At 59.7% G+C, this 16,038-nt stretch carries 18 protein-coding genes; 11 read left to right on the top strand and 7 right to left on the bottom strand.

All coding sequences use genetic code 11. From position 1 onward, the window contains the following. Together pdeM and FE840_RS06950 are read right to left on the bottom strand one after the other, a co-directional pair. The gene (gene pdeM, locus FE840_RS06955; protein WP_138285565.1) at window positions 1-738 is read right to left on the bottom strand and encodes a ligase-associated DNA damage response endonuclease PdeM; all 738 of its coding nucleotides are present in this window, start codon (window positions 736-738) and stop codon (window positions 1-3) included. A 73-nt stretch (window positions 739-811) separates the two neighbouring features. Continuing rightward, window positions 812-3,406 carry a ligase-associated DNA damage response DEXH box helicase gene (locus FE840_RS06950; RefSeq protein ID WP_425502184.1) on the bottom strand — a complete coding sequence of 865 codons (2,595 nt, stop codon included), beginning with the start codon at window positions 3,404-3,406 and terminating at the stop codon, window positions 812-814. Window positions 3,407-3,441: 35 nt separating this feature from the next. Between FE840_RS06950 and FE840_RS06945 the strand changes: the two genes are divergently transcribed. Both FE840_RS06945 and FE840_RS06940 read left to right on the top strand, forming a co-directional pair. After that, complete coding sequence (locus FE840_RS06945) at window positions 3,442-3,720, top strand: type II toxin-antitoxin system Phd/YefM family antitoxin (protein ID WP_138285567.1); 279 nt, start codon at window positions 3,442-3,444, stop codon at window positions 3,718-3,720. Between the two features lie 12 nt (window positions 3,721-3,732). Next, entirely contained in the window at window positions 3,733-4,185 is a 453-nt protein-coding gene (locus FE840_RS06940; protein ID WP_138285568.1) for a hypothetical protein, read from the top strand. A 3-nt stretch (window positions 4,186-4,188) separates the two neighbouring features. On the opposite strand, the gene FE840_RS06935 is transcribed toward FE840_RS06940, so the two are convergent. Together FE840_RS06935 and FE840_RS06930 are read right to left on the bottom strand one after the other, a co-directional pair. Next, window positions 4,189-4,830, bottom strand: coding sequence for a DUF6198 family protein (locus FE840_RS06935; protein WP_138285569.1), 642 nt, complete (start codon window positions 4,828-4,830; stop codon window positions 4,189-4,191). 134 nt (window positions 4,831-4,964) lie between these two features. Then, the gene (locus FE840_RS06930; protein WP_138285570.1) at window positions 4,965-5,906 is read right to left on the bottom strand and encodes a class I SAM-dependent methyltransferase; all 942 of its coding nucleotides are present in this window, start codon (window positions 5,904-5,906) and stop codon (window positions 4,965-4,967) included. A 227-nt stretch (window positions 5,907-6,133) separates the two neighbouring features. On the opposite strand from FE840_RS06930, the gene FE840_RS06925 reads away from it, so the two are divergent. From FE840_RS06925 to FE840_RS06915, 3 genes are read left to right on the top strand one after another with little or no spacing between them, the layout of a single operon-like run. Then, window positions 6,134-6,400: a DUF6460 domain-containing protein gene (locus FE840_RS06925; RefSeq protein WP_138285571.1), complete on the top strand. Its 267-nt coding sequence runs from the start codon at window positions 6,134-6,136 to the stop codon at window positions 6,398-6,400. A 1-nt stretch (window position 6,401) separates the two neighbouring features. Further along, window positions 6,402-6,905 (top strand): CAP domain-containing protein, encoded by a 504-nt coding sequence (locus tag FE840_RS06920; RefSeq protein ID WP_138285572.1) that lies wholly within the window; start codon window positions 6,402-6,404, stop codon window positions 6,903-6,905. Between the two features lie 35 nt (window positions 6,906-6,940). Next, complete coding sequence (locus FE840_RS06915) at window positions 6,941-8,284, top strand: MATE family efflux transporter (RefSeq protein WP_138285573.1); 1,344 nt, start codon at window positions 6,941-6,943, stop codon at window positions 8,282-8,284. Here the strand turns inward: FE840_RS06915 and FE840_RS06910 are convergent. Together FE840_RS06910 and FE840_RS06905 are read right to left on the bottom strand one after the other, a co-directional pair. Beyond that, window positions 8,260-9,351 (bottom strand): quinone-dependent dihydroorotate dehydrogenase, encoded by a 1,092-nt coding sequence (locus tag FE840_RS06910; protein WP_138285574.1) that lies wholly within the window; start codon window positions 9,349-9,351, stop codon window positions 8,260-8,262. The genes FE840_RS06915 and FE840_RS06910 overlap by 25 nt on opposite strands. Further along, complete coding sequence (locus FE840_RS06905; protein ID WP_425502183.1) at window positions 9,348-9,695, bottom strand: DUF952 domain-containing protein; 348 nt, start codon at window positions 9,693-9,695, stop codon at window positions 9,348-9,350. Before FE840_RS06905 ends, FE840_RS06910 begins: the two co-directional genes overlap by 4 nt. A gap of 140 nt (window positions 9,696-9,835) precedes the next feature. Here FE840_RS06905 and FE840_RS06900 point away from each other — a divergent pair, with 140 nt between their 5' ends. The 5 genes from FE840_RS06900 (at window position 9,836) to FE840_RS06880 (ending at window position 13,079) form a co-directional block, all read left to right on the top strand. Continuing rightward, window positions 9,836-10,285, top strand: coding sequence for a hypothetical protein (locus tag FE840_RS06900; protein ID WP_246318862.1), 450 nt, complete (start codon window positions 9,836-9,838; stop codon window positions 10,283-10,285). Window positions 10,286-10,443: 158 nt separating this feature from the next. After that, window positions 10,444-11,091: a response regulator gene (locus FE840_RS06895; protein ID WP_138285576.1), complete on the top strand. Its 648-nt coding sequence runs from the start codon at window positions 10,444-10,446 to the stop codon at window positions 11,089-11,091. 130 nt (window positions 11,092-11,221) lie between these two features. Next, window positions 11,222-11,887 (top strand): S24 family peptidase, encoded by a 666-nt coding sequence (locus FE840_RS06890; protein ID WP_138285577.1) that lies wholly within the window; start codon window positions 11,222-11,224, stop codon window positions 11,885-11,887. Window positions 11,888-11,899: 12 nt separating this feature from the next. After that, a complete protein-coding gene (locus FE840_RS06885) occupies window positions 11,900-12,610 on the top strand; it encodes a thermonuclease family protein (RefSeq protein WP_138285578.1) in 711 nt (236 codons plus the stop codon). 55 nt (window positions 12,611-12,665) lie between these two features. After that, window positions 12,666-13,079, top strand: coding sequence for a tellurite resistance TerB family protein (locus tag FE840_RS06880; RefSeq protein ID WP_138285579.1), 414 nt, complete (start codon window positions 12,666-12,668; stop codon window positions 13,077-13,079). A gap of 27 nt (window positions 13,080-13,106) precedes the next feature. Here the strand turns inward: FE840_RS06880 and FE840_RS06875 are convergent, their stop codons facing one another. Beyond that, window positions 13,107-14,003 carry a transporter substrate-binding domain-containing protein gene (locus FE840_RS06875; protein WP_425502182.1) on the bottom strand — a complete coding sequence of 299 codons (897 nt, stop codon included), beginning with the start codon at window positions 14,001-14,003 and terminating at the stop codon, window positions 13,107-13,109. Window positions 14,004-14,217: 214 nt separating this feature from the next. Between FE840_RS06875 and FE840_RS06870 the strand changes: the two genes are divergently transcribed. Then, the gene (locus tag FE840_RS06870) at window positions 14,218-16,029 is read left to right on the top strand and encodes a glycosyltransferase (RefSeq protein ID WP_246318861.1); all 1,812 of its coding nucleotides are present in this window, start codon (window positions 14,218-14,220) and stop codon (window positions 16,027-16,029) included. Window positions 16,030-16,038 lie beyond the last annotated feature (9 nt).

Here is a 16,038-nt window from a genome sequence, read left to right as displayed (position 1 = left end):
TCAGCCAAGCAGGTTGGCAAAACGCACCGAATAGACCCTGTCGCGACCCAGCAGATGGGCGACCAAGGCCGTCCGATCAAAAAGGCCTGTAAAGGCCTTGTGGCGGAGATCGAGCCCGCCGGTCAAAACGCCGAAAGACGGCATGACAAGACGCTTGCCATCTGTGGCAAAGCAGGGCCGGCGCACGGATTTCTCCCGCCGGCGAACCGTGGCGCTTGGATGGAGGTGGCCGGCGACCTCGCCAGAACCATGGGCCAGCGACGGTTCATGGCGGAAGGTGAGCCTCCCAAGAGCCACCTCATCGGCAGACAGGCCCGGCAAACCGAAGACGCCATCGGGATCGTGGTTGCCATTGACCCAGATCCATTCGCGATGGCCGGCCATGGCTGTGAGCATGTCGCGGAAGGCCGGCGGCATGAGGGCCGAGCCTGCCCGGTCATGAAAGTTGTCGCCAAGGCTGATGACGCTCTTCGGCTGGTAGCGTTGCAGTACGCGCTCAAGAAGGCGCAAGGTTGAGAGCGTATCATAGGGCGGCAACAACTGGCCACGCCTCGCGAAGGCGGCTCCTTTCTCGAGATGCAGGTCCGAGACGACCAGGGTGTGCAGGTCGGGCAGGAAGAGTGCACCTGAAAGATCGCCGACGGCTACATGGCCATGAAAGGCGAACTCGGCAGCACAGACTGCGGAAGCGGCGGTCTGTTCATCCAGCTCTTTTGCGTGAAGGCCCAAGCGGCTCATTTCAGTCTTTCCCGAATGGCCTTCAGGCATCCATGCGATGCGAAAGCCTCATTTCCATCCATCGTCCGTCTCGTCAGGCCATGGCTTCCGCCATCAGGTCTTCCGCCGCTTCCGACAGCACGAATTCCTGGGCATCGCCCATGACCGGCTCCTTGCCGATCTCCAGCATGACCGGGACGGCCAGCGGCGAGATCTGTTGCAGGCGCTTGTGGACGATATGGCCTCTGATTCGCGCCAGCATATCGGCAAGGCGGGCAATGTCCAAAAGCCCGGCAGCGGCATCCTGACGCGTGGCCTGAAGCAGGATGTGATCCGGCTCGTGGCTGCGCAGGACGTCATAGATCAGATCGGTGGAGACCGTCACCTGGCGACCGGTCTTTTCCTTGCCGGGATGGCGCTGTTCGATGAGCCCGGCAATGACGGCGCAATACCGAAACGTGCGCTTCAGCATGAAGCTTTCGTCCAGCCAGGCTTCCAGGTCGTCGCCCAGCATGTCCTGATCGAAGAGGCCGGACAGATCAAGCGCGCCGCGCGCGATCTGTGACCCCATGTCATCGAGCGCCCAGATGGCGAGTGCATAGTCTGTGGCGACGAAGCCGAGCGGTTTTGCCCCTGCCCGCTCCAGCCGGCGGGTCAGCAGCATGCCGAGCGTCTGGTGAGCAAGCCGTCCCTCGAAGGGATAGATCACCATGTAGAAGCGTTCGCCACGCGGAAAGGTCTCGATCAGCAGATCGCCGCGCCGGGGCAGAACCGACTTCTCCGCCTGCAGGGCCAGCCAGTCGCGCACCTGATCGGGCAGGCTCGTTCGGCGGGCGGGATCATCCAGCATGGCGCGGACCTGATCGGCAAGATAGGTCGAAAGCGGGAACTTGCCGCCGGCATAGGCCGGGATCTTGGGGTCCTGCGAGAAGGCATTGGACACAAGGCACTCGTTCTCGCGAATGCCTTCGAAACGCAGCACCTTGCCGGAAAAGAGGAAGGTGTCGCCCTGGGTCAGCTGTTCGAGGAAATACTCCTCGACCTTGCCAAGCGTCATCCCGCCCCGACCGATCGAGCCCAGATGGTTGCGCTTGACGAGGCGGACATTCAACATCGGCATTTCAACGATCGTGCCGATATTCAGGCGATATTGCTGGGCGACCTGGGGGTTCGACACGCGCCACAACCCCTCCTTCGTTCGACGGATACGGGCATAGCGCTCGTAGCTGCGCAGCGCATAACCGCCGGTGGCCACGAATTCCACAATGCGGGTGAAGGTCTGCCGGTCGAGATCGGCATAGGGCAACGCGCTGGTGACTTCGCCATAGAGGTCTTCTTCATCGAAAGGAGCGGCACAGGCCATGCCGAGCACATGCTGGGCGAGAACATCAAGGGAGCCATGGCCGATCGGCGGTGTGTCCTGAGCGCCGATATAGTTTGCGTCGAGTGCCGCCTGGCATTCCATGACCTCAAAGCGATTGGCCGGCACGAGAATGGCGCGGGAGGGTTCGTCCATGCGGTGATTGGCGCGACCGATGCGCTGGGCAAGTCGGGACGCCCCTTTCGGCGCGCCGACATGGATGACGAGATCGACGTCGCCCCAGTCGATGCCGAGATCGAGCGTCGAGGTGGCAACGACGGCGCGCAGCCGGTTATCGGCCATGGCCGCTTCCACCTTGCGGCGCTGGGCGACATCAAGCGAGCCGTGATGAAGGGCAATCGGCAGATTGTCGTCATTCGCCGTCCAGAGTTCCTGAAACAACATCTCGGCCTGGGATCGGGTGTTGACGAAGAGCAGCGTGGTCTGGAACTCCTTCAACACCTTGTAGATGTCGGGGATGGCATAGCGGGCGGAGTGCCCCGACCAGGGGATGCGTTCTTCGGTTCCAAGGATGGTTATATCGGGCCGCGCGCCGCCTTCGACAGTAATGACACCGGCAGAGGCTTCGCCTTGCGGTGACTGACCGACCAGCCAGCGGCGCAGATCCATGGGCTGGGCAACCGTTGCCGAAAGCCCGATCGTCTTCACCTCGGGTGCAAGCCGGCGCAGGCGTGCAAGGCCTAGCGCTAGCAGATGGCCGCGCTTGGATGTGACCAGCGAATGCAGTTCATCAAAGATGACGTAGCGCAGGTCCTTGAAGAAACGCGTCGCATCACCGTGCGAAATGAGGAGGGCGAGCTGTTCCGGCGTGGTCAGGAGGATGTCTGGCGGATTGACCTTCTGGCGCTGGCGCTTCGAGGCCGGTGTATCGCCGGTGCGGTTTTCGATCGTGATCGGCAGGCCCATCTCCTGGACCGGCTTCAACAGATTGCGCTCGATATCGACGGCGAGCGCCTTCAGCGGCGAAATGTAGAGTGTATGAATGCCGGTAAAGGCTTCGCCCGGTTTCCGGCGTCCCCTTTCGGTCAATTCGGTCAGCGAGGGCAGAAAACCGGCGAGCGTCTTGCCGGCACCGGTTGGCGCGATGAGCAGAAGGCTTTCGCCCGATCGGGCGCGATCCAGAAGCTCAAGCTGATGGGCACGCGGCTGCCAGCCCTTTTCGCCAAACCAGCGGAGGAAGGGGGCAGGCAGACGGGCAAGGGCGGAATCAGCAGTGGTCACCCGGCAAAGGTAGTTGATGGAGCCGGAAAGAGAAGGGGCATGGGAATGCTTCCCTGAAGGGTTAGATTGAGACAACCGCTCAGCCATGTTATGTTCCGTAAGTTACGGAAAGGGAGACACTGATGGCAAGTGTACCTGCATCGGAATTCCAGAAGAATTTTGGCGAGTGGCATGAGCGGATCTATCAAGGTCCGGTCGAAATCACGCGCTATGGCAGACCGACGGCCTATCTGGTCTCGGCAGAGATGTTTCAACAATTGTGGGAGAGGTTCAGGGTTTCAATGCCAGTCGAGCAACTTGGAATCGGTGAGCTGGAAGCGATTGCCAAGGCTGAGGTCGCAACAGATCAGCTTTATGAGTTGAAAGACATTCCGGACGATATGCCGAAGCCTCACGACTAGTGGCACGCTTGGATGAAGATCCCATCCGAACCTCCGATCGGGCATGTGATTGCCTATGAATATCTCTGGTCCAGCAAGGCGCGATATCGAGCCGATGGAGAGAAGACTTATCCTACGGCACTTCTATTGGCCAAGACGGATGAATTTGGCGCAACGCTTGTTTACGCACTCGGGATTTCACACATGGTTCCGCCGGAGGGGCGACGAGCACTGCGTGTGCCAGCCAAATTGTGTCGCCACCTCGGCCTCGATGACAGGCCACAGTGGATCTACACCGACGAACTGAACCTTTTCGTCTGGCCAGGACCGGATCTCAGACCAGCCCAATGGATTTCCAGAAGACCGCTTGTCGAAAACACATGCGTGCTTGGTGCCTTGCCGAAAGACTGGTTTGAAGAGGTCAAGCAGCACTTCGCCGAGAGCTATCGCCTTCGACAATTGGCGCTGACCAAGCGCGATCAGTAAAAGCTACTTCAACGCGATATAGCGATCCGACCTGTGGTTTATCGCGAGGAAGAGGTTCAGCACCACGGCTCCGATGACAGAATAGACGACCACCATGGGGCTGACCACGGCGAGGGCCAGCGCCATAACGCAGAGGTCGAAGGCGAGCTGGACAAGGCCGGCGCGGATGCCGAAGCGGTCCTGAATATAGACGGCAAGAATGCCAAGGCCACCCAAGCTGGCGCGGTGGCGGTAAAGCGCAAGCAGGCCAAACCCAAGCAGCAGACCGCCAAGGATGGCGGCCCAGATCGGCTCGATACGCTCGATCACCAGGAACTGGCTTTCGATCTCGACGACAAAAGAGGTAAGCGCCACGGCAGCGAAAGTCTTGAGGGTGAAATCGAGGCCAACCCTGCGCAGCGACAGAATGTAAAAGGGCAGATTGAGCAGGAAGAAGAGGAGACCGAAGCTCCAGCCGCTCCAGTAATGCAGGACGAAAGCGAGGCCAGCCATGCCGCCGGTCAAAAGTCCAACCTGGGCAAGAAAGTAGAGGCCCAATGCGGCAATCAGACTGCCTGCGACGAGGCCCTGGACATCTTCAGCCGGTGTGTGGCGGGCGGGATTGGAATTCCAGATGCTCAGCATGCTGCTGAGATGCGCTCTCATCAAATGCGCCATTGTTCACTCTCACGAACCGAAACCTGCACCTCCCGAGTGCAAGGTATCGCAGAATCTGCGCGAAACAAGGGGTTTAGGTCAACAAAGCTGACCTATCGAAAACTTCGCAACAAAACTGCTGATCAAGCCGGTCTTTCGGCAAGAAACAGGATGCCGAAGACCGGTTCTCCGGCATCCATGCGAATGGTCGTGCGCCGGACATCGATGACCGTGAAGCCATGGGCCGAGAGCTGGTCCCGAACATAGATCTCGGAATGGGCAAAACGCAGAGATGGACGCAGCACGAAGCCATCATCAGCGGCGGCGTCCTCCACGGAAAAAGCGAAAAAGGCGCCAGGTGCTGCAAGGGCCGAGGCCAGGGCAAAGGGAGCGGAGAGATCACCGAGATACATCAGCACGTCGGCTGCCGTCACCAGATCAGCCCGCCCCGGCACAAGCCCGTCCTCGAAAAGACCGGAGGCGGCAAGATCAAGCGAAAGGTCGGCTCTGGCGAGGTGGTGATAGAAACCCTTTTCCTCCGCTTTGGAGAGCATGTTGGCCGACAGGTCGAAGCCCTCCAGACGGGTAACCTTGGCGCGGATCTCCTGTCCAAGCAGACCGGTCCCGCAGCCGAGATCGACAGCGCAAGCGAAGGAACGGGACGCGGCATGATCAAGGATCAAGGCTGTCAGTTCCTGAGGAACCACGTAATCGAGCCGGTCAACAAGGGTTTCATCGAAGCGCTCGGCGAACTCGTCGAACAAGGCTTCGACATACCGGATCGGCGGGCTGTCCGGCGTCTCAGCGGCACCCAGAACAGCGAGTTTCAGCGAAGCGCCAAAGATATCCTCCGGATCAAGCATAAGGACCCTCTCCAGCGCCGGAACGGCCTTGGCTGGCTGACCACTCCTTTCAGCATAATCGGCAAGCCGCAGCCAGCCGGCTGCCCAGTCGGGCACCAGTTCCAGAGCCTGTTCCATCAGTTCGACGGCTGCGACCGGATCGCCACCTTCAGCAAGCATACGGGCATAATCAGCGCGGCGGTCGGCGATCATATCGCCCGAGAAAAACTGGGTTGGTGGCATAGGCAAGACCTTGCATCTTCGTCCGCTCCGGACTGCGAAGACGCGGGTTCTGTCACCAGCATTGCGAGCGAGTGTGCGGGTCTCGCCATTGCCCGGCATGCTGTGGAGGGCGCGCGGTCTTGACCGATGCCTTGAAAAAACTCAAGTCCTATTTTCAAAGAGGCCCGGCGGCTTGCGGAGCCGGCCCTGATTCCCCATATGTTTTCGGGACTGAACAGGAGAAACCCATGTCCGATAGCGTCAATCGATTCCTCGGAGACACCCCTGCCCGTACGATCGTCAAGCTGATCGTCGTGTCTCTGATTGTCGGTTTCGTCATGTCGATTTTCGGACTGGACCCGATGGATCTGGTGGATGGTATCCGCTTCTTCTTCCTCGACCTTTGGTACACGGGCTTCGAGGCACTTGGAAAAGTAGGTCAGTATCTGGTGATCGGCGCAACGGTCGTTGTTCCGCTGTTTATCGTGCTTCGACTGTTTGCATCCCGTAAGTGAGATGGCTTCAAAGTTTCCCGATCAGACCCGCAGACATGTCCTGATGCTTGCAGGCTCGAGCCTCGTCCTGACGCTATCAGGCTGCCGCTCGATCGACTTCCTGTCGCCGCATGACGGTTCGTCGCGTGCCGAAACAGATGCGGCGCTGCCGATGGTCAACCGTATTCGGGCAGAACAGGGCCTCGTCGATCTGGAACGCAACCGGGCGGCGGAGAAGGCAGCGATTGCCCAGGCGGAACGCATGGCCCGCGCGGGCGAAATGAAGCATCTGATCGGTTTCAACGACAGTTTCCTGGAGCGGATGAAGGGCCATGACGTGCCGCTGCCGGCGGCCGAGAACATTGCAGCCGGGCAGGACAGTGTCGGGCGTGCCGTACAGTCCTGGATCGACTCGCGGCGGCACCTGGACAACATGCTCGGCAATTTTCGGGGGCTTGGCGTTGCCGTCGCATGGGATTCCGCTTCCGCAAACCGTCCCTATTGGGCCATGATCCTGTCGGCCTGAGCGATTCTCCGCTCCGGTCCTGCCCGGAGTGCCCCATGCAGATTGCCGCTTCAAAGTCGCGTCCCTTTGCGGTGACGCATCGATCGGTGCTTGCGATCGCCGTTCCGATGACGCTTGCCTTCGTGACGACGCCGCTTCTCGGCTTGACGGATACCGCCGTCGTCGGACGCACGGGATCGGCAGAAGCGCTGGCGGGGCTGGCCATTGCTGCCGTCTTCTTCGATCTGATCTTTTCGGCGACCGGCTTCGTTCGCGCGTCGACCACGGCGCTGACAGCGCAGGCGCTTGGCCGTGACGACCTCTTCGAACAGCAGGCCGTTTTCTGGCGATCCTTCATCCTCTCATTGGGTCTCGGCTTCCTTGTTCTCCTTCTGTCGCCGCTGCTTCTGCCAGCCGGTCTTTTCGCAATGGGTGTGGAGGGTGAGGTTGCCGCTGCGGCCTCAACCTATTTCACCATTCGCGTGCTGGCGGCGCCCCTGACCTTGGCGAACTTCACACTGCTGGGTTCTATCCTTGGACGCGGGCGCGGAACTGTGGGGCTTGGCCTGCAGATCCTGCTGAACGGCACCAATATCGTCATGTCGATCTGGCTCGGCATAGGGCTTGATCTCGGCATTGCCGGTGTCGCCTGGGGAACGGTGATCGGCGAGAGCGTCGCCTTCGTTTTCGGCCTCTTCTATGTGCTCAGAAGTTTTCGAGGCAGTGAACGCCCTGCCCTTCCTCTGCTGCTGGAGCGGCAGAAGATGATGGCGCTCCTGGCGATCAATCGCGACATCATGATCCGGTCGCTGGCACTGGTGACGGCCTTTGCCATCATGACCCGCGTCGGCGCCAGCTTCGGGGCCGAGCAGCTTGCCGCCAATGCCCTGCTGATGAACCTGTTCCTGATCGCCTCCTTCTTTCTCGACGGCATGGCAACGGCGGCTGAACAGATTGCCGGGCGCGCCGTTGGCTCCGCCTATCGACCGGCCTTTGACCGGGCGGTGCGGCTGACCATGGTCTGGTCGTTCGCGCTTGGAGGGGGCTGCGCGATCTTCTTCCTGCTGTTTGGTGGAATGTTGATCGATGTGATGACGACGGCAGAGACGGTGCGGGCCATCGGGCGAGACTTCCTGCCATGGGCGGCTGCCACAGGCTTAACCGGCGCACTCGCCTTCCAGATGGATGGGGTCTTCATCGGCGCTACCTGGTCACGCGAGATGCGCAATATGATGCTCATCTCGCTTGCCAGCTTTGCCCTGTCGCTTCTCGTTCTCGTGCCAGCCTTCGGCAATCACGGGCTCTGGGCCGGCATGAACCTGTTTCTGGCGATGCGCGGTGTCACACTTGCAACCAGACTGAGGCGGATGACCGATCAGACCTTTGCTGCAAGCCAGTGATTGAGCCGGCTGTCACGCAGCTCCCTGATATTGGCAACCTGCTCGCGGTCAAGAAGCCTCGACAGGCCGCGCAGCAGTTCTGCGGGCATGCCGGGGCCCTGATAGACCATGCAGGAATAGAGCTGCACCAGATCGGCTCCGGCGCTGATCTTTTCAAGCGCCGTTTCGGCAGATGACACGCCGCCGACACCAATGATCGGGAGGTCCGGTCCCACGCGCTTTCGCATGCGGGCAAGGACGGCGGTCGATTTGTCAAACAGCGGCTTGCCGGAGAGGCCGCCGGCTTCCTTTGCAAGCTTCGGATCGCTCAGACCATCACGGGAAAGCGTGGTGTTGGAGACGATCAGGCCATCGAGGTCATGAGCCAGCACCACCTCGGCGATATCATCCATGCCTTCTTCCGTCAGATCCGGCGCAATCTTGAGAAAGACCGGGACGCGGCGTCCGGTACGACCTTCCTCCTGCGCACGGGCCGCGAGGACGGCGGCGAGAAGCGCTGAAAGGCTATCCTTGGCCTGCAGATCACGCAGACCCGGCGTGTTGGGTGAGGAGATATTCGCGGTGAAATAGGAGGCAAGCGGGTAGAAACGACGGATGCCCAGCACATAATCGGCAATGCGGTCCTCGCTGTCCTTGTTGGCTCCAATATTCACGCCAACCAGACCCGGCTTTCCGGCGCGGGCCGACAGGCGCTCAAAGGCTGCATCATGACCGCCATTGTTGAAGCCGAGACGATTGATAACGGCCATATCGTTTTCAAGGCGGAAGATGCGCGGCTTCGGATTGCCCGCCTGCGGCTTGGGCGTCAGTGTGCCGACTTCGGCAAAACCGAAGCCGAGCGACAGGAGTGCGTCGGGGACCTCGGCATTCTTGTCATAGCCTGCGGCCATGCCAAGCGGATTGGGGAAAACGAGACCTGCGACCGTCTGCGAAAGGCGAGCATCAGGCTTCAGGCTGCATGCCGGCATGAGGCCGGATTTCAGCGCCTTGATCGAAAGTCCATGGGCGGTTTCCGCGTCGAACAGAAATAGGCCGCGACGGGCAAGCAATGCGAGACGGTCGATCATTCGGACATCTCCGGGAAGATATGCAGTCCAGTTTCGTCGAGCGGCAGGGGCTTTTCCCAGATCACACTGTCCATCGGAAGGTTCGCATGAAGATGGGGAAAGAGAGCGCCACCGCGGGAGGCTTCAAACAGAAGGGCATCGCCAAGGGAAGCGGCATCAACGGCAACGAGGAGGAGATCCGTCTGGCCGGCAAAATGCAGCCGCGCCGTCTCGATAGCCTGGGCAGCGGTTGAGAAATGGATGTAGCCGTCCTTCAGATCGATCGCGGCACCGGTGAAGACACCCGCGTTCCTGGCGCTCTGCCACAATTCCTGCGAAACGATCTTGTATATGACCTTTTCCAACGTCACTTACCCCTTATGAAGATGTTCGGTCGCTGAACCAATCTGGACCGAGAGGGGTTTGCCGCAAAGCGGCGGGAATGTCTACGGCCCGACGCCTGACCGTTTCACCAGGTAGAAAAACCCTTGAGAAGGAGAGAGCAATGGCGATGATCAAGCTTAGGAGCCTTCTTGCAGGCAGTATTGTGGCGGGGATTGTTCTCGGGACACCCCTCGTGCAGGCCCAGGAGGGGGCTGAACCACGTTTTACCCTAGAACGGACGGAGAGCGGTGTCATCCGGCTCGACCGCCAGACGGGCGCCATGGCGCTTTGCACAGAAAGCGGCGGAAACCTTGCATGCCGCATGGCCGCAGATGAGCGCGCCGCTTATGACGAGGAGTTGAGCCGACTGGAAAAACGGGTCGAGGCGCTGGAAAAGCAGCTTGCGCAGGGACTCCAGTCTGTGCCCCAGGCCGGAGAGCTTCCGAGCGATGCCGAAATTGACCGCTCAATCGGGATCATGGAACGCTTCATGCGTGCATTTTTTGGCTTGATCCAGGAATTCGAGAAGGAGGAGCAGCAGACACAACCGGATCGGACCCTGACGCCATAATCAGCATGAAAAAGCTGCGCAGCAACTGACCATGATTATGCGTCTCTTTCGACGGACAGCGTTAACATGTTCGACCATTGTCTAGTTGCGCGGTTGGCGTTAAAAGAAAGAAGGCGCAAAGCGCTGAGAATGCAACGCTCTTGGGAGGGGGCATTGACATGACAGCATCCACCTTCATCATCGCAGACGACCATCCGCTGTTTCGCGGCGCCCTGCGCCAGGCGGTTACTGGCATTGATGGCGACCAGAAGATCGTTGAGGCTGGCGATTTCGAGGCGGCCCGCAAGGCGGCCCAGGAACATTCTGATGCGGACCTGATGTTGCTTGATCTGGCCATGCCAGGTGTGTCGGGTTTTTCCGGACTGATGGCGCTGAGAGCCGAATTTGCCAGCCTGCCCATTGTCATTGTCTCGGCGAGCGACGACCCGGTGACCATTCGCCGAGCGCTGGAGCTTGGCGCTTCCGGGTTCATCTCGAAATCCTCAGGAATTGATGACATCCGTGCAGCGATCCAGAAGGTGCTGGAAGGCGACATATGGACGCCGAACAGCTATCAGGGCGGACAGGAAACCGATCCGGATGTTGCCGACCTCATAGCACGCTTGCGCACACTGACGCCGCAGCAAAGCCGGGTTCTGGGCATGCTGGGCGAAGGCCTGCTCAACAAGCAGATCGCCTATGAACTGGGCGTTTCAGAAGCAACGATCAAGGCGCATGTCTCGGCGATCCTGCTGAAACTCAAGGTGGACAGCCGCACCCAGGCCGTCATCCAGCTCGGCAAGATCAATATGGCGATGGTCGCCTGACGGCTTAGCGGTTTATTTCAGGATTTTATTCCTGTTTCAGCTTTACGGATGAGAGCAATATCTTTATCATTCCGGTGGTCAATTTCCGGAGACCTCTTCTTGCGTCTCCCGCGTCGGAGCCTGAGCAACAATGCTTTCGCATGACACGATCTGGGCCGCGATCGATCGCCTAGCCGAGCGTCATCAGTTGACGCCGTCCGGTCTTGCCCGACGCGCCGGCCTTGATCCGACGTCTTTCAACAAGTCAAAACGCGTGGCCTCTGACGGGCGAATGCGCTGGCCATCGACCGAATCGATCTCCAAGGTGCTCGAGGCAACGGGTTCCAGTCTTGAACAGTTCATGGGTATTGTTGCGAGCGAGCGACGCGGTGATGGATTGCCCGGCGGCGGCACCACACTGCAGACGCGGTCGATACCGCTTCTGGGCTTTGCCCAGGCTGGTGCCGGCGGTTTTTTTGACGATGGTGGCTTTCCTGCCGGTCAAGGATGGGATCTGGTTGAGTTTCCGGCTGCGCCGGGGCGGAATGGCAGCGTTTATGCGCTGGAGGTTCAGGGCGACAGCATGAAGCCACTCTACCGGGATGGCGATATTCTGATCGTTGAGCCGGGGGTCCAGGTGCGTCGGGGGGATCGTGTCGTCGTAAAGACCAGGGACGGGGAAGTCATGGCAAAGGTTCTGGCGCGTCAGACAACGAAAGCCATCGAACTCCAGTCACTCAATCCCGAGCATCCGCCGCGCAACCTCGACATGACGGAAGTCGACTGGGTCGCCCGGATCATCTGGGCAAGCCAGTAGGGAATGTGATCCATGCGCAAGATTGCCACGCCGGTCATTGGAGCGTTCGGTCTTCTGTTATGGGGCTATCTGGTGATGGCCGGCGGACAGATGCTGGCGGAGAGCCCTGTCGAGTACGATTTGCAAGATCTGGATGTGCCCGATCCTTCGGAGCTGTTTCCCGAAGAGCCGCAGGTCGAAAACCGTTCAGTTCGACCGATTGAACCGGAGGTTTTCAGCTCTCCCGTGGTTGAAGAGGCAAGTGCTCTGGAACGGATCGAGCCGCGTGAACCGCTGAGCACAATCTATACGGATCGCCCTGCTCCAACCCGCGTCTCGATGCTGCATCGCCCGATCTCGGTGGCGGCCGGAGTTGTCTCTTTTGGTCCGGGCAAAGAGATACGCCTGTCCGGCGTCGACCCCACCCCCGTGTCGAAACTCTGTGGCGAAGACGGCGCAGAATCCTGGCCTTGCGGGATGATGGCCTTGACCCAGCAACGCATGCTGATCCGAAACCGGTCCCTTGCCTGCGAAACCGTGGGGTCCGACTGGAGCGGCCAGATCGAAACGCGCTGCTTCATCGGCGTCACTGAAATCGCGGCATGGCTTGCTCAACATGGCTGGGCAGAGGCAAGCGACGGTTCGCCATTTGCACCCCTGACCGAAGAAGCGCGTCAGGCGGGCAAAGGCCTGTTTGCCAACTCAGGCGACAGGCCGGACAAGACCGTTGCAGGGCAGCCTTGAAAAGCCAGCTCCGAAGCCCCTATCTCTCTGCATATTCCACAGGACCTCAAAATACATGAACAGTCACGTTTCCACCCATGACGCACTCATCTTCGTGATGGTGATGGCATCCGCCGTCGACAATTCCATGGCCGAGAAGGAACTGAACCGGATCGGGCAATTGATCGACATCCTGCCGATGTTCGAGGGATTCGACAAGGAAACGCTGATTGACGTCTCGCAGCGCTGTGCCCAACTCCTGTCGGGTCCCGAAGGGCTCGAAATCATTCTGGAAACCGTCAAAGACGCCCTGCCGTCCCGCCTCTACGAAAGCGCCTATGCCGTCGCAGTCGAAGTGGTGGCCGCCGATCTGGCTGTGCGTCGCGAAGAATTGCGCCTGTTGCAGCTGCTGAGAGACCGTCTCAATCTCGACAAGCTTGTCTGTGCCGCAATCGAGCGCAGCGCAAGCGTTCGCTACCTCGCCGCCTGAGCCATGAAAAGCTTCGCCCCGGCCCATTCAATAGAGGCTGACGGGGAAGTATTTCAGGTAGATTTCCTGCAAGCGACCGTCGCGTGACACGGCGGCAAGCGCGCTGTTGAGCGCCTGCTTCAGAACCGTGTCGCCCGACCGCATCATCAACATCATTCCCTCTCCGAGATAGTCCTGGGAGAGATAGGGCCCGTCCAATAGTTCGCAGCAACCCTCGGAAGCGGGGCCGGATGCCCAGAAGGACAATTGCAGGCCATCGGCAAAGGCGGCATCAACCGCCTTTGTTCTGACCGCGTCCAAAAGTGCGGCCCGATCAGGCAGGATCACCGGGGTGACATTGGGGAAATAGGCTTTCAGCATAGTTTCGTGGGCCGTGCCGCCGATGACACCGACCGGACGGTTGAACAGAGCGCTGGCATCTGGTGATGATAGGGTCACCTCACGATGGCGGACAAAGCGCGCCGGCAACAGCATGTAGGGCCGCGTGAAGAGGAAGTTTTCTCTCAACTCGGGTGAGACGGCCACACCCGCCATGACGACCTCTCCCTGCCCCTCGTCCAGCGCGGATCGCAGTTGATCGAACGGGAGAGCCTGGATCTGACATTTCATTTCGACAACCAGTTCCGCACAAAGCGCACGCGCCAGATCGACATGGAAGCCCGATAGACGACCGGTCTGATCGATGAAGTTAAAGGGCGGAAAATCGGTTGTCGTCAGAAAGCGAAGGCGCAAAAGGCCGGAAACATCGGGCCTGACCAGACGCTCGCGTGCATCGAAAAGAACGGGCATTTCTTCAAAAGTCTGCGCGGCAGCAGCACATGCAAGCGCGGCCACGATACCGGCTGCCATAGCACCAGCCGTCACAACCGAGCGCAACCTCTGGTGAATTCCCCTGAATCCTAGGGATGAAACTCTTGCGCGCATAAATATTATTGCCTTCAAGGGACCAGCAGCCGGGAAGACGGCATTTGAGGGGCCGTCGTTACCAGCCACGACGTGTAACAGAGTCATGCGTATTGGGGAATATGCCGAGGCTTTTCATGCCGTCGGACGAGGTCTTGCGACTTCTCTGCAAACAGACCCAGCAAATCCGGAGATGTACTCCCTGCTGACGCCATCAATGCGTCAGGAAGTCCTGATGTTGAAAGCCATGGGTCTTGGAAAGCCCTATATCGCGTCCATGGCACGCCGGGCACTCGCCCACGGAACCACCATCGAAGCCGAGTTGCTCGCCTCCGGCACCATACAGGAAAGTGCCTATTATGCAGGCGTCGCACGCATGTGCGGGCTGCAATTTCTGGAAACGCTGCCTGATGGGCTGATCCTGGATAGCTCAAGGCTTGAGACACAGCTCGTTCGCCCGCAAGTCATCCGGCTGCATTATCCGGATGGTCCACCCCTGACGGTTATCGTTCCGGAAATCGGAAGGCTCGATGCCCTGATCGACAAGCTTGCGACGCGCCCGAGTTTGAAGAGCATTCTCGTCATCGCCGCTCCATCCGTCATTCGCCAAGCGGTCTGGAAGGTGATCGCCGAACGGCGTTGCCGCGCGTCCATCAGCCATCTTTTTGAACAACAGCCGCAGAACTCCGCGCGGGTGGTGATGACCGGGCTCCAGGGCTATGTGAGCGGCGTCCTGACATGTTGCGTGCTGTTTCCGCTGATTTTCAACCAGACACTGGCGCTCCTGGTGATGCATGTCACCATTTCTTCCATATACTTTGCGAGCCTTTGTCTGCGGCTGGTCGTGACTTTCCACCAGAGCCGGAACAAGACAACCGAGATCATTGCCCAGCCTCATGATCACGAATTGCCCGTCTATACGGTCTTGATTGCGCTCTACCGCGAGGAAGCGGTCGTGCCGCAACTCATCGAGGCGCTCGCGCGGATCGACTGGCCACAGACGCGGCTTGACGTCAAGCTGGTCTGCGAGGCCAATGATCGAGCGACAATCGCCGCAATCCACCGAGCGTCACCACCCGCCTATATCGAAATTGTCGAAGTGCCGGATATGGCACCCCGGACCAAACCCAAGGCGCTGAACTATGCGCTTGCCAGCGCACGCGGAGAGCTGCTGACAATCTATGATGCAGAGGACAGGCCGCATCCGCTTCAGTTGCGAGAGGCCTATCAGCGATTTCGCACTGGCCCGCCTTCCCTTGCCTGTCTGCAGGCACCGCTGGTGATTGCCAATGCCGCAGACAGCTGGATCAGTGCGATCTTTGCCCTCGAATACTCAGCTCTCTTCAAGCGCCTTCTGCCGATGTTGGCGCATTATCGGATGCCCCTGCCGCTTGGTGGAACTTCCAACCACTTCCGTCGCGACGCATTGATTGCAAGTGGCGGCTGGGACCCGTTCAACGTAACCGAGGATGCCGATCTCGGCCTCAGGCTGCACCGGCTCGGTTACCTAACGGAAACACTGACGCGGCCGACCTTGGAAGATGCACCGACCCAGTTCAAGATATGGCTGGGCCAGAGAACACGCTGGTACAAAGGCTGGATGCAGACCTGGCTGGTGGCCATGCGCGATCCGCTAAAGGCAGGGCAGGACATGGGATGGATGGCATTCGTGATCTTCCAACTGCTGATCGGCGGCATGCTGCTCTCATCGCTCGTCCATCCGGCTCTGTTTCTGTTTATCGGACTGCAGATGCCACTTCTGCTTTCGACACCGGTGAGCGACATTCCGTTTCACCGAATCGCGCTTCTGACCGTCGATCTGATCAATATCATCGGCAGCTACGCACTCTTCATTGCCGTCGGCACGTCGGAAATGACGCGCCACGAAAAGCAGGCCGTCGGGCGCCGCTGGCTGATGACGCCGGTCTATTGGATGGCGATCTCGCTTGCCGGCTGGCGTGCGTTGCGTGAATTGAAATCACGCCCATTCTTCTGGGCCAAGACACCGCACAAGCCGAGCGCGAAGCTATCGACAGAACCGGCATGAAGATTGAGG

This window comes from Peteryoungia desertarenae, from assembly GCF_005860795.2.
Lineage (GTDB): Bacteria > Pseudomonadota > Alphaproteobacteria > Rhizobiales > Rhizobiaceae > Allorhizobium > Allorhizobium desertarenae.
This window is presented reverse-complemented; position numbering and strand designations above follow the sequence as displayed.

Excerpts from the sequence above, each read along its gene's own strand:
- pdeM (WP_138285565.1), bottom strand. The coding sequence starts at position 738 with ATGAGCCGCTTGGGCCTTCACGCAAAAGAGCTGGATGAACAGACCGCC.
- FE840_RS06950 (WP_425502184.1), bottom strand. The coding sequence starts at position 3,406 with ATGGCTGAGCGGTTGTCTCAATCTAACCCTTCAGGGAAGCATTCCCAT.
- FE840_RS06945 (WP_138285567.1), top strand. The coding sequence starts at position 3,442 with ATGGCAAGTGTACCTGCATCGGAATTCCAGAAGAATTTTGGCGAGTGG.
- FE840_RS06940 (WP_138285568.1), top strand. The coding sequence starts at position 3,733 with ATGAAGATCCCATCCGAACCTCCGATCGGGCATGTGATTGCCTATGAA.
- FE840_RS06935 (WP_138285569.1), bottom strand. The coding sequence starts at position 4,830 with ATGAGAGCGCATCTCAGCAGCATGCTGAGCATCTGGAATTCCAATCCC.
- FE840_RS06930 (WP_138285570.1), bottom strand. The coding sequence starts at position 5,906 with ATGCCACCAACCCAGTTTTTCTCGGGCGATATGATCGCCGACCGCCGC.
- FE840_RS06925 (WP_138285571.1), top strand. The coding sequence starts at position 6,134 with ATGTCCGATAGCGTCAATCGATTCCTCGGAGACACCCCTGCCCGTACG.
- FE840_RS06920 (WP_138285572.1), top strand. The coding sequence starts at position 6,402 with ATGGCTTCAAAGTTTCCCGATCAGACCCGCAGACATGTCCTGATGCTT.
- FE840_RS06915 (WP_138285573.1), top strand. The coding sequence starts at position 6,941 with ATGCAGATTGCCGCTTCAAAGTCGCGTCCCTTTGCGGTGACGCATCGA.
- FE840_RS06910 (WP_138285574.1), bottom strand. The coding sequence starts at position 9,351 with ATGATCGACCGTCTCGCATTGCTTGCCCGTCGCGGCCTATTTCTGTTC.
- FE840_RS06900 (WP_246318862.1), top strand. The coding sequence starts at position 9,836 with ATGGCGATGATCAAGCTTAGGAGCCTTCTTGCAGGCAGTATTGTGGCG.
- FE840_RS06895 (WP_138285576.1), top strand. The coding sequence starts at position 10,444 with ATGACAGCATCCACCTTCATCATCGCAGACGACCATCCGCTGTTTCGC.
- FE840_RS06890 (WP_138285577.1), top strand. The coding sequence starts at position 11,222 with ATGCTTTCGCATGACACGATCTGGGCCGCGATCGATCGCCTAGCCGAG.
- FE840_RS06885 (WP_138285578.1), top strand. The coding sequence starts at position 11,900 with ATGCGCAAGATTGCCACGCCGGTCATTGGAGCGTTCGGTCTTCTGTTA.
- FE840_RS06880 (WP_138285579.1), top strand. The coding sequence starts at position 12,666 with ATGAACAGTCACGTTTCCACCCATGACGCACTCATCTTCGTGATGGTG.
- FE840_RS06875 (WP_425502182.1), bottom strand. The coding sequence starts at position 14,003 with ATGCGCGCAAGAGTTTCATCCCTAGGATTCAGGGGAATTCACCAGAGG.
- FE840_RS06870 (WP_246318861.1), top strand. The coding sequence starts at position 14,218 with ATGTTGAAAGCCATGGGTCTTGGAAAGCCCTATATCGCGTCCATGGCA.